General features: G+C 65.4%; 12 protein-coding genes. 6 read left to right on the top strand and 6 right to left on the bottom strand.

The features are described 5' to 3' along the window. The 3 genes from Q0693_RS01615 to Q0693_RS01605 all read right to left on the bottom strand — a co-directional run. Positions 1-545, bottom strand: a 545-nt coding sequence (locus tag Q0693_RS01615; RefSeq protein WP_298628675.1) for a nitrous oxide reductase accessory protein NosL, incomplete at its 3' end; no start/stop codon positions are given. Beyond that, the gene (locus Q0693_RS01610; protein WP_298628673.1) at positions 529-1206 is read right to left on the bottom strand and encodes an ABC transporter ATP-binding protein; all 678 of its coding nucleotides are present in this window, start codon (positions 1204-1206) and stop codon (positions 529-531) included. The genes Q0693_RS01615 and Q0693_RS01610, both read right to left, overlap by 17 nt. Next, on the bottom strand, positions 1185-2378 hold the full coding sequence (locus Q0693_RS01605) for a NosD domain-containing protein (protein WP_298628671.1): 1194 nt from the start codon (positions 2376-2378) through the stop codon (positions 1185-1187). Before Q0693_RS01605 ends, Q0693_RS01610 begins: the two co-directional genes overlap by 22 nt. A 174-nt stretch (positions 2379-2552) precedes the next feature. On the opposite strand from Q0693_RS01605, the gene Q0693_RS01600 reads away from it, so the two are divergent. Genes Q0693_RS01600 through Q0693_RS01590 form a run of 3 tightly spaced genes read left to right on the top strand, consistent with a single transcriptional unit; the run spans position 2553 to position 3853 of the window. Then, positions 2553-2918 carry a copper chaperone PCu(A)C gene (locus Q0693_RS01600; protein ID WP_243030035.1) on the top strand — a complete coding sequence of 122 codons (366 nt, stop codon included), beginning with the start codon at positions 2553-2555 and terminating at the stop codon, positions 2916-2918. Beyond that, the gene (locus Q0693_RS01595; protein WP_243030024.1) at positions 2915-3505 is read left to right on the top strand and encodes an SCO family protein; all 591 of its coding nucleotides are present in this window, start codon (positions 2915-2917) and stop codon (positions 3503-3505) included. Before Q0693_RS01600 ends, Q0693_RS01595 begins: the two co-directional genes overlap by 4 nt. A gap of 9 nt (positions 3506-3514) precedes the next feature. After that, on the top strand, positions 3515-3853 hold the full coding sequence (locus tag Q0693_RS01590; protein WP_243030025.1) for a dolichyl-phosphate-mannose-protein mannosyltransferase: 339 nt from the start codon (positions 3515-3517) through the stop codon (positions 3851-3853). Positions 3854-3867: 14 nt separating this feature from the next. Here Q0693_RS01590 and Q0693_RS01585 read toward each other — a convergent pair whose 3' ends face one another. After that, the gene (locus Q0693_RS01585) at positions 3868-4665 is read right to left on the bottom strand and encodes a ZIP family metal transporter (RefSeq protein WP_298628667.1); all 798 of its coding nucleotides are present in this window, start codon (positions 4663-4665) and stop codon (positions 3868-3870) included. Between the two features lie 65 nt (positions 4666-4730). Between Q0693_RS01585 and prfA the strand changes: the two genes are divergently transcribed. Both prfA and Q0693_RS01575 read left to right on the top strand, forming a co-directional pair. Then, complete coding sequence (gene prfA, locus Q0693_RS01580) at positions 4731-5795, top strand: peptide chain release factor 1 (protein WP_243030027.1); 1065 nt, start codon at positions 4731-4733, stop codon at positions 5793-5795. Beyond that, complete coding sequence (locus tag Q0693_RS01575; RefSeq protein ID WP_243030028.1) at positions 5795-6262, top strand: NUDIX hydrolase; 468 nt, start codon at positions 5795-5797, stop codon at positions 6260-6262. Before prfA ends, Q0693_RS01575 begins: the two co-directional genes overlap by 1 nt. On the opposite strand, the gene Q0693_RS01570 is transcribed toward Q0693_RS01575, so the two are convergent. Both Q0693_RS01570 and Q0693_RS01565 read right to left on the bottom strand, forming a co-directional pair. Beyond that, positions 6259-6948, bottom strand: coding sequence for a hypothetical protein (locus Q0693_RS01570; RefSeq protein WP_298628665.1), 690 nt, complete (start codon positions 6946-6948; stop codon positions 6259-6261). The genes Q0693_RS01575 and Q0693_RS01570 overlap by 4 nt on opposite strands. A gap of 46 nt (positions 6949-6994) precedes the next feature. Next, positions 6995-9922: a glucodextranase DOMON-like domain-containing protein gene (locus Q0693_RS01565; protein WP_298628663.1), complete on the bottom strand. Its 2928-nt coding sequence runs from the start codon at positions 9920-9922 to the stop codon at positions 6995-6997. 90 nt (positions 9923-10012) lie between these two features. On the opposite strand from Q0693_RS01565, the gene Q0693_RS01560 reads away from it, so the two are divergent. After that, on the top strand, positions 10013-10822 hold an 810-nt coding region (locus Q0693_RS01560; protein WP_298628661.1), incomplete at its 3' end, for an NADH:flavin oxidoreductase/NADH oxidase.

The raw sequence follows: 10822 nt of genomic DNA, 5'->3' as shown, positions 1-10822 counted from the left end.
TCGGCAAACTCCTGGGCCGCCTTGGCGCTGGCGAAGGCCAGAAGCTTGGCGTTCATGACCACCATCATCCTCTCCCCCCAGTAGAAGGTGGCCTGGCGGGCGGGGATGAGGCGCACGGTTTCCTGGGGCCTGGCGGGGTCGTAGGCTCCCCGGTCGGTCACGTAAAAGGTGGCCCCCTCCCCGTCCTTAAGCCCATGCACCCAGGCGTAGTTCACCATGCAGGCGATGCTCTCAAAGTGCAACGCCTCCACCACCTGCTTGGGATCGTGGGGGGCAGGCCGGGGCTTCTCAAAGGCAATCTGGCTGTAGGTCTGCTCAAAGAAGCCCTTGGGGAAGGTGCGGCCCCGCCACTGCCCTTCCGGGGTCTTGATGGGCATCTCACAGAAGGCGCACAGGGCCTCATCCCAGGGAATGGGCCGGTCGGGAACCCGCATCCCCCCAGCAGGGGCCGGGCTTTCCCCACCATGCCCCATGTGCTGGGCCAGAACCGGCCCTGCCACCACCAGTCCGCCCAAAGCCTTGAGCACCTCACGCCGGTTCCTCATAGAGCACCTCCATTAGCCAGGGGAGGCGTTCTCCCCTTGGGCCCAAAACCTGGTCCGGGGGGCCTTCTTGCAAAACCTCCCCCCCTTTCATGAGGAGGAGGCGGTCCGCCTTCATGGCCTCCTCCACGTGGTGCAGGGCGACGAGCACCGCCCCTTGCCCCTTCTCGCCCACCCAGGTCCAAAACCGCTCCCGGCCCTTGGGGTCTAGGGCCGCGGTGGGCTCGTCCAGAAGCCAGATGGGGGGATTACCCATAAGGCTTGCCGCCAGGGCCAGGCGCTGGCGCTGTCCTCCAGAGAGCTCCCCCACCCGCTTCCCCAAGAACGCCTCCAGGCCCATGCGCTCCAGGGCCTCCTCCAGGGCTTCCCGGCCCAGGCCCTTCACCCGCCTGGCCCCTTCCAGGACCTCGAGGACCCGCAGGTGGGGGAAAAGCCTGGGGTTTTGGGGCAGGTAGGCCCTAAGGGGCAAGGCCCCCGGGGCCCTGGGGGGGTGGCCCAGGAGGCTGGCCCGACCCCCATCGGGCCTAAGCCTTCCCGCCAGGAGGGCCAAGAGGGTGCTCTTGCCCGCCCCGTTGGGGCCGAGAAGCCCCACCACGCCCCCCGGCACCCTAAGGCCCACCCCCCTGAGCCTCCCCGCCTTGATCAGCCCCTCCGCCACCACCATAGGACGCCTCCCAAAAGGCCCAAGAAGGCCCATAGACCCCCAAACCTGGCCTCCCAAGCCACGGGGGCCGCCTGGGGATCGGCCAGGGCCACCAGCCTAAGCCCCGGCACCTGGGCCTCCGCGGCCTCCCAGAGGATGATCCCCGGGGAAAGGGCCAGGAGGGAAAGCTCGGGCTGCCGGGCAAGCAGAAGGGCAAAGCTCCCCGTGGGCAGGTGGGGGACCGGAAGGCCAGAGGCCCGGTCGTACCGGTTCCCCACCACCCGAGCCTTGGCCAAGGGATCGTCCACCAGGAGATCGTAGAGGTTGCCCCAAAAGGCGTTCCCCTCCACCTGGGCCGAGTTTCCCCCCTTCTCCCGGGTGATGCGCAAGGCGGTGCCGTTCTCCTGGAAGCCATTGCCCGCCACCCTCACCCGGGTGGCGTCCATTAGCACCAGGCCCAGGGTGTTTTCCGCAAAGAGGTTGCCCCGGACCTCGGTCCCCTGCTCGTCCTGGACCAAAAGCCCATAGCCCACGGGGCTTTTGTGGCCATAAAGCCGGTTTTCTCCTATCCGGTTCTCTGCCCCGTGCATCACCGCGTTGCCAATGCCGTTATTCCGGGACTCGTTGCCGGCCACCACCACCTGCCAGGAGAACATCACGTGGAAGCCGTAGCGCCCGTTGTCCTCGAGGCGATTCCCCACAATGCGCATCCCGGGGCTATACTCCACGTAAATGGCGTCCATATACCCCCTAAGCCAACCCCCCTCCACCCTGGCCCCAGGGCTCCCGTAGACCAAGACCCCTGGGGATTGGCCCAGGCCCTGGGCCTTCAGGCCCAGGATGGCCGCCCCCGGGGAGTCCTCCACCCGCACCGCGGTGGGAGCGCCTTCCACGGCCACATCCTCTAGGAGACAGCCCTCGCACCCCCTTAGGTAAAGGGCGGCATGGGGTTCAAAAAAATCCTCCTCAGGCCCTGCCCCCACCACCTTCAGCCCCCGCACCCGGATCCCCGGGGCCAAGAGGCTTAGGGTATGCCCCCCCTTCCCCCGTAGCACCGCCCCTTTTCCCTCCACCACCAGGTTGGGGGCGGTAAGGACCAAAGGCCCCTCCACCTCCCCCTGCAGGCGGAGTACCGGGGCCGCCCAGGCCGAGAGGAGGGCAAGGGCTAGGAGGGGGGGAAGAAACGCCCGCATCCTCCCCCAGGGTAAGAGGGGGGTATGGGACATTTGTACTTCACTTGCCGGGTTCCCTTCCCCGCCACCGCCTGGTACCCTAAGGGCGTGAAACCCCTCCTTTGGCCACGGAGTCTTGCCAGCGGTTTAACCCTCGTCGGCCTGCTCCTGGGCGGGGCCGCCTGGGCCCAGGCCCTGGCCACCCCCGGCTGGGTGCGCCTGGTACCCCCGGTGGTCAAGGACACCGCCGCCTACCTGACCCTGGAAAACCGCGGAAGCGCGCCCTTGCGCCTGGTGGGGGCGGAAACGGAGGTGGCCCAGCGGGTTTCCATCCACATGGATCACCGGGAGCACCGAGGGGGGCAGGTGGTCTTGGGCATGCGTCCGCTTCCTCACCTGGATATCCCCCCAAAGGGCAAGGTGGAGTTCCGCCCGGGGAAGTACCACCTCATGTTGGAAGGGCTTAGGCGCCCCCTGAAAGCCGGGGAAAAGGTGACCCTGGTCCTGAAGTTCCAAGACGGCAGCAGGCTTAAGGTGATCCTACCCGTGGAGATGCGATGAAGGCGAAACCCCTCGTGCCCATCCTGCTGGTTCTGGGCCTGGTGGCGGTGGCCTACCTCCTCCTGCCCAAGGGCTCCCATAGCTTCTACGGCACCCGGCTCTTAAACCCCAAGCCCGTGGACTTTGTCCTCGAGGGGCCCCAAGGCCCGGTGCGGCTTTCCGATTTCCAGGACAAGCTGGTCCTCATCTTTTTCGGCTACGTCCACTGCCCCGACGTCTGCCCCACCACCCTACTGGCCCTGAAGCGGGCCTACGAGGGCCTATCCCCCAAGGAGCAAGAAAGGGTGCAGGTGGTCTTCATCAGCGTGGACCCCGAGCGGGACACCCCGGGGGTCTCTGACCAGTACGCCAAAGCCTTTAACCCCAGCTTCCTAGGCCTCACGGGAAGCCCCGAGACCATCCAGGAGGTGGCCCGCACCTTCGGGGTCTATTACCAGAAAACCCAGTACCGGGGCCCCGGGGAGTACCTGGTGGACCACACGGCCACCACCTTTGTGGTAAAGGAGGGCCAGCTGGTCCTCCTCTTTAGCCCGGACAAGGTGGAGGAAACGGAGAAGGTGCTGGGGGACCTCCAAGCCCTGTTGTAAACTATCCCCATGGATTTTCTCAAGGATTTGTTGCAAAAGGTTTCCGAGAAGGCCCGTTCCGCTACCGGCGAGGTGGAGAAGCGCTTAATGGAGCTTCGGGAAAAGCTGGATCAGGACAAGGACGGCAAGCCCGACCTGGTGGAAAAAGCCCTTCAGGAAGCCCAGAAGGCCCTGGAGGAGGCCAAGGCCCGCCTGGCCGAGCTAGACCAGGATAAGGACGGCATCCCCGATAAGCTGAAGGAGCTTTCGGAGAAAGCCGCCCAGGCCGCCGAAGCCGCCAAGGCCAAGGCGGAGGAAGCCGCCCGCCTCCTTAAGGAACGCCTGGGCAAGGGGGATTCCCCCTCCTAACCCCCAGGAAGGGTTCAGCCTAGGGCCACGTCCAAGGCCATCATGAGGGCGAAGCCCGTCATCACCCCAAAGGTGGCGATGTCCCCGTTGCCCTCCGCCTGGCTTTCCGGAATGACCTCCTCCACGATCACGAAAACCATGGCTCCTGCCGCCAGGGCCATGAGGTAGGGCAATAGGTAAAGCATCTGCGTGACCAAAAGGGCTCCCAACAAGGCCCCAAGGGGCTCCACGACGGCGGACAGCTGGCCGTAAAACCAAGCCTTTGCCGCCGGGATACCTGCCCGCCTTAGGGGCCAGGCCACCGCCAACCCCTCCGGCAGGTTCTGCAGGCCGATGCCCACCGCCAAGGCCATAGCCCCACCCAAGGTGGCGGCTCCCGTAGGGTCCAACCCCGCAGCCCCAAAGGCCACCCCCACCGCCAGGCCCTCGGGGAAGTTGTGGAGGGTGATGGCCAGGATCAGGAGGGTGGTGCGCCGCCACAAGGTACGAATCCCCTCCTCCTGCGCCCCTGGCCCCAGGTGCACATGGGGAAGGAAGCGGTCCAGGAGGCGCAACAAAGCCCCACCCAGCAGGAAGCCCACCACCGCAGGCACCCAAGGAACCAGGCCCTGAGCCTCGGCCATCTCCATACCTGGAAGGAGGAGGGAAAAGACGCTGGCCGCCAGCATCACCCCGGCGGCGAAACCCAGCATGCCGTCCAGAAGCTTGCGGCTGGGCTCCTGCGTCAGGAACACGCTGGCGGCCCCTACCGCGGTGAGCCCCCAGGTGAAGAGCCCTCCCCAGAGGGCATAGAGGAAAACCGGGGTTTCCATGGGCCTTATTTTAGGCATACCTAAACCCGCAGGCAACCCCGCCTTGGAGTATCCTGAGGTAAGGTATGCTGGAGAAGCTTGCGCGCCTAGAAGAGGAATACCGGGAGCTGGAAGCGCTCCTTGCCGACCCTGAGGTCCTCAGGGACCAGAAGCGCTACCAGGCCCTCTCCCGGCGGTATGCGGAGATGGGGGAGGTGATCGCCCTCATCCGGGAGTACCGGAAGGTGCTGGAGGACTTGGAGGGGGTGGAGGGCCTCCTCGAGGACCCCGAGCTCAAGGAGGTGGCCAAGGCGGAGAAGGAAGCCCTCCTGGTTCGCAAGGCGGAGCTGGAAAAGGAGCTGGAGCGGCATCTCTTGCCCAAAGACCCCCTGGACGAGCGGGACGCCATCCTGGAGATCCGGGCCGGCACCGGCGGCGAGGAGGCCGCCCTTTTCGCCCGGGACCTTTTGGAGATGTACCTGCGCTTCGCCCAGGAGATGGGGTTTGAAACCGAGATCCTGGATTCCCACCCCACCGACCTGGGTGGCTTCTCCAAGGTCATCGTGGAAATCCGCGGCCCTGGGGCCTACGGCACCTTCAAGTACGAAAGCGGGGTCCACCGGGTGCAACGGGTCCCCGCCACGGAAACCCAGGGGCGGATCCACACCTCCACGGCCACGGTGGCGGTGTTGCCCAAGGCGGAGGAGTCCGACTTCCAGCTCAACATGGACGAAATCCGCATTGACGTGATGCGGGCCTCGGGGCCCGGGGGCCAGGGGGTCAACACCACGGATAGCGCCGTGCGGGTGGTGCACCTGCCCACGGGGATCACGGTCACCTGCCAGGACTCCCGCAGCCAGATCAAGAACCGGGAGAAGGCCCTCATGATCCTAAGGAGCCGCCTTTTGGAGATCAAACGGGCGGAAGAGGCGGAACGGCTCCGTCAGACCCGCCTGGCCCAGATCGGTACCGGGGAGCGCTCGGAGAAGATCCGCACCTACAACTTCCCCCAGTCCCGGGTCACGGACCACCGCATCGGCTTCACCACCCACGACCTCGAGGGCGTCCTCTCGGGAAACCTCCAGCCTCTTCTGGAAGCCCTCAAACGGGCCGACCAGGAAAGGCAGCTGGAGGCCTTGACGGAAGCGTGATGCGCCGCGAGATCCTGGTGGTGGCGGCCATCCTCTTGGACCGCCAAGGCCGGGTCCTCCTGGTGGGCAACGACTGGGGCCGGCGGGGCCTGGTGCGCTACACCCTCCCCGGGGGCACGGTGGAGCCTGGGGAAACGGTATTGGAAGCCCTGGTGCGGGAGGTGCAGGAGGAAACGGGCCTCAGGGTGAAGACCATTGAGCACCTGGCCTACGCCATCCAGGTGGAGGACCGCCGCAAGAACGAACGCACCCTGGCCATGGCCTTTCGGGCCAGCTACGAGGGGCTCCTGAACCCCAGGGATCCCGACGGCCACATCGTGGAAGCCCGGTTCTTCACCCCCGAGGAGGTGACGGCCAAGCTTTCCGGCCACCGCCCCCTCCTGGAGCCCCTTTTGGACTACCTCGGAGGGGAACGGGGCCGGTTTTACGCCTACACCGGCTGGGGCCAGCCCGGGGTGAGGGTCTAAGGCCCCAGTTTGCGCCTAAGGTAAGCGGTTAGCTCCTCTATGGCCTTCCTCAGGGCCCGTTGTTCTTCCACAAGGGCCTCGAGGGGGTCCTTGGGCCCCTCGGGCGCGGAGAGGGTCTTGAAAAGCAGGGTGGGGTTGCCGCACCTGGGGCAGGTAAGGCCCGCGGGGCGGACCGAGGGAGCGTAGAAAATCCGGGACCGGCAGCGAGGGCAAAGGAGGTATTTGGCCCCCAAGGCCTCCCCCTTGCGCACCGCCTCCTCCAGCTCCAGGGCTTCCTCCCGGGGGAAGCCCAGGAAAAAATCCTCTCCTGCCTGCACCAGGCCCACCTCCTCCCGGGTGGGCTTTAGCTCCCCTTGTCCCCCTTGGGGCGTTTCCCAGGTAAACCCATTCCAGCGGAAATGGCGAAGGTGCTTTTTCCCCTGAAGGTCCTCAATCTCCACGATGAGCTGGAGGGTGGGGTCCTTGGGGTAGTAGTAAAACCGCACCGCCTGCACCCCGGAAAGGCTCTTGGTGCGGGGCAGGGTGTAGGTCAAAGGCCCCTCCCCTTTGGCTGGGTAGCCCACCAGGCGCTCCAGGTCATAGAGGGTGAGACCGGGGCGCTCCATGTCCCCGAAGAGAAGGCTTTCCACATAGCGAAAAGCCGTGGCAAGATCGGGGCCTTGTCCCTGGCCAGGGCTGGGGTCCATGGGTTCAGTCTACCCTGGAGGACCCTCGTGGGGGTAGACCCCACCCCTAAGGCCAGGTGACGCAATAAGGCTTAAGGACCGCCAAGCGCCCACCCCCATATTGGGAAAGCCAGGCCTCCTGCACCCCCCTTTCCGGCCAGAGGTAGTCCACCACCAAGGGGGCATCCTCATCCCGGGCCCCACCCAGGTTCCAGGGCCCAGCCTCCCGGCCCACGGGACGGAAATGATCCGGCCCGTAGCCATCCTGGCTTCCCACCAGGACATAGAAGCAAACCTGCTGGCCGGGCTTGGGGTTAAAGTGCCTTTTTTCCAGCTGCACGATCACCTGCTTGTCGGCGGGGTTACTGCTCACCAGGATGCCCTCGGCGGTATCGGTGCCGTCCGGAAAGCCCACCCGCTGGCCGTACTGGGGCCAACCCGCGGCCTTCAGGAAAAGGTCCCAAGGGTGCTCCGGATGGAAGGCCACCTTAGCCCCTTTGGCGAACGTGTCGGTCCGGCCTCCCTCCTTAAAGTCCAGGTAGATGTTGAGGAGCTGGTGGCTGAAGCCCGCCGGGGCCCCCCAGGGGTTGGTCATCTCCGCAAAGGTGAAGACGAAGGTGTAGAGATGGTCGCTATCCAGAATGCGCATCTCCAGGAGATCAAAAAGGCCCTTAAAAGGCGCGAAGGCGGCCTCCTTGGGATAGGTGTAGGTGCCGGGGCCGTGCTCGTCGCCCTCGGGGTCTGGGATGCGCAACACCTCCTTGCCCTCGAGGCGCCTGGGCAGGCTTAAGGCCAAAGGTGCCCCGTTGGGGGCGAAGTCCAAAACGCGCCCGCCCTTCTCCAGTACCAAGGCCAACCGTACCGTGTCCCCGGCCTCCACCTTGAGGGTGGTATAGGGAAGGCGAAGCTCCAAAACCTCCCCCACCCAAGCCCGCCTTCCCGAAAGGTCCGCTGGGGAGCTGGCCAGAACCCAGCTGCCCTCCCGGTAGGCGTAGCGCACCAACACCCCTTGCCCCTCCTTAACCTGGTCTAGGTCCAAGGTGATCCGCTGTTGCAGGGGAAATCCCAGGGAAACCTGCAGGCCCTCGGGAAAGGCGGCACCCCCTTCCCCTCCAGGCTGGGTGGCGTAGACGTGCAGGCGGAACCCTTGGCCCACCAGGTCCCGGGCCTTGACCCCATCCCGCAGGTCCACCCGCAGGTACACGTTGGCCTCATCAAAACCCAAGTAAACCCCCTGGATGAGGTCGTCGGGGGTCTGCATGGCGGCCCCCTCGGGATCCGGCAGGTAGGCCACCCCCTCCCACTCCCCAGGGGTCACCTGGCCGTCCAAGGTGGGCTTCACCCGGCCTGGCGTTCCTTGGGGAGAAACCGGGGGTCGCACGGCGATGAAGAGCTCCTCCGGGGCCTGCCTTCCCAAAGTCTGGTACACCGCCCTGAGAAGGCTCCGGAAGGCCTCGTCAAAGGGGGCGTGGTTGGGAAAGGCGGTGTCCTGGCCGTACCACCAGAACCAGTCCGAGGCCTGGGCCGCATAGAGGAGGGCCATGGCCCTCTCCACCACCTTAGGGTCCCCTCCGGCCTCCCGGTAGGCCATCACCGCCTGCCGGGCCCGGCTTAGGCGGTCCCAGGCCTCGTTTTCCTCCGGTTCCCCCGCCCACATGGCAAAATCCCCTGCCCAACCCCCGGTGCCCAGCCGGGCCAAGGGCAAGGAGGGCTCTTGGGCCACCTCCGAAAAGAGGACGGTCTTCAGGGTACCCTTAGCCTGCTCTTCAACAAGGCGCCGGTAGAGGAGGCGGCGGAAGTCGTTGCCGTTATTGGGGTAGTTTTCCCAGGCGTTTTCCCCATCTAGGGCAAGGGTGAGCACCGCGTTGGGGTTATCCCCAATCACCTGGCGGCGGATCTCCAGAAGGGCGGCGATAAGGTCCTCCACCGCCCGTTCGGCAGGCATCTGGCTGTAGCTGAAACCAATGCGGTCGGAAAGGTCCCGGTGGCGGAAGAAAAGGACCACCCGCTGGCCCTGCTTCTCCACGTGGTAGGTCCGGGTCAGGGTGAGGGGGGTCACGGGTACCCCGCTTTTGCCCAGGATGGCCTCATCGGTCACCAGGAAGCCGATGCCCTCCTCCGCATAGAGCTCCGCCGCCTTTTGGCTTACCGCACCCTCGGGTGGCCACATCCCGCTAGGCCTCTGGCCAAAAAGGGCTTGGAAATAGGCCTTCCCCGCCCGCACCTGCCAGGCGGCATCCTCAGGCCAAGCGATGGGCTCCTTGGGTAGGGCCAAAGCAGGATTGGATTCCCGGATGGCCTCCTTGTCCAGGAGGATGGGCAGGATGGGGTGGTAGTAGGGGGTGGTGATGAGATCCACCTGGCCCCGTTGCCAAAGCTCCTTGTGCAGGGGCAGGATGGTGGCCATGATCTCCAGGTGCTTTTCCAGCACGTAGTTCACATCCTCCTGGGTGAAGCCCCGGTCCTGCTGGTAAAGGGCCTGGAGCCTGGGGTCTTGGCCTATGTAGTCCACGTTGATCCAGTACAGGTTCCAAAGGAGGCGCAGGTCCTGAAGGTCCTGCTCCGCAAAAGGCTCCCCCCTCGCCCTCTTGGCCTGGAGCTCCCGGTAGCGGGGGCTTTTCTCTATGAAGCGGGGGTTGATGTCAAAGAAACGCTGGACGATAAAGGCCTTTTCCTCAGGGGTAAGGGCGGCAACCGGTTTCTCGGAAAGCCGCCAGTAGGCGTCCTTGGCCTTGCCGGAAAGGTAGTCCTCTATCTGCTTGAGAAGGGTGGAGGTAAGGTCAAAGGTCACCTTGATCCCAGGAAACTCCTTAAGCACCTGGGCCATCCAAGGGTAGCTGTTCACCCCGTGGACCCGCACCCAAGGTTCCTCGTACTGCCCCGTCAAGGGGTTCTCGTAGGGTGGCTGGTGCTGGTGCCAAAGGATGGCCACCCGCAAGGGCTGGGCTAAGGCCAAGGGCCATAGGAGAGCCAGACTCCAAAGGATCCGCTTCATTCCCTCACCCCCTCGAGAACCTCGTGGAAGAGGTTCCAGCGGTTCGGCGCCCGGATTTTACCCTAGGCCCACCCGGTCCATAATGGACTCATGTCCCTCCTCTTCACCCCCTTGGACCTAAGAAGCGTCAGGCTGAAAAACCGCCTAGCCATGTCCCCCATGTGCCAGTACTCCGCCACCCTGGAAGGCATGGTCACGGACTGGCACCTCCTCCACTACCCCACCCGGGCCCTGGGAGGCGTGGGCCTCATCCTGGTGGAGGCCACCGCCGTGGAGCCCATAGGCCGCATCAGCCCCCATGACCTGGGCATCTGGTCGGAGGAGCACCTTCCGGGCCTTCAGGAGCTTGCCCGAAGGATCCGGGACGCGGGAGCGGTGCCCGGCATCCAGCTGGCCCACGCCGGGCGTAAAGCCGGGACCAGCAGGCCTTGGGAAGGGGGGAAGCCCTTGGGCTGGCGGGTGGTGGGGCCAAGCCCCCTCCCCTACGACGAGGGGTATCCCGTACCCGAACCCTTGGACGAGGCGGGAATGGAACGGATTCTCACGGCCTTCGTGGAAGGGGCCAAGCGGGCCCTAAGGGCGGGTTTCCAGGTGATTGAGCTCCACATGGCCCATGGCTACCTGCTCTCCTCCTTCCTCTCCCCTCTTTCCAACCAGCGCACGGATGCCTATGGGGGCAGCCTGGAAAACCGCATGCGCTTTCCCCTCAGGGTGGCCCAGGCGGTACGGGAGGTGGTGCCCAAGGAGCTTCCCCTTTTGGTGCGGGTCTCCGCCACCGACTGGGGGGAAGGGGGGTGGGGCCTTCAGGACACCCTGGCCTTCGCCCAAAGGCTTAAGGGGATAGGGGTGGACCTCTTGGACTGCTCCTCGGGCGGGGTGGTGCCCAAGGTGCGGATCCCC

Source organism: uncultured Thermus sp., assembly GCF_938010445.1.
Taxonomy (GTDB): domain Bacteria; phylum Deinococcota; class Deinococci; order Deinococcales; family Thermaceae; genus Thermus; species Thermus altitudinis.
Note: the sequence above shows the minus strand (reverse complement) of the source record. Positions and strands in the feature narration are given on the sequence as shown.

What these genes read in the sequence shown, in the direction of transcription:
- Q0693_RS01595 (WP_243030024.1), top strand. Translation starts at nt 2,915, where the DNA reads ATGAAGGCGAAACCCCTCGTGCCCATCCTGCTGGTTCTGGGCCTGGTG.
- Q0693_RS01610 (WP_298628673.1), bottom strand. Translation starts at nt 1,206, where the DNA reads ATGGTGGTGGCGGAGGGGCTGATCAAGGCGGGGAGGCTCAGGGGGGTG.
- Q0693_RS01585 (WP_298628667.1), bottom strand. Translation starts at nt 4,665, where the DNA reads ATGGAAACCCCGGTTTTCCTCTATGCCCTCTGGGGAGGGCTCTTCACC.
- Q0693_RS01565 (WP_298628663.1), bottom strand. Translation starts at nt 9,922, where the DNA reads ATGAAGCGGATCCTTTGGAGTCTGGCTCTCCTATGGCCCTTGGCCTTA.
- Q0693_RS01575 (WP_243030028.1), top strand. Translation starts at nt 5,795, where the DNA reads ATGCGCCGCGAGATCCTGGTGGTGGCGGCCATCCTCTTGGACCGCCAA.
- prfA (WP_243030027.1), top strand. Translation starts at nt 4,731, where the DNA reads ATGCTGGAGAAGCTTGCGCGCCTAGAAGAGGAATACCGGGAGCTGGAA.
- Q0693_RS01590 (WP_243030025.1), top strand. Translation starts at nt 3,515, where the DNA reads ATGGATTTTCTCAAGGATTTGTTGCAAAAGGTTTCCGAGAAGGCCCGT.
- Q0693_RS01605 (WP_298628671.1), bottom strand. Translation starts at nt 2,378, where the DNA reads ATGCGGGCGTTTCTTCCCCCCCTCCTAGCCCTTGCCCTCCTCTCGGCC.
- Q0693_RS01570 (WP_298628665.1), bottom strand. Translation starts at nt 6,948, where the DNA reads ATGGACCCCAGCCCTGGCCAGGGACAAGGCCCCGATCTTGCCACGGCT.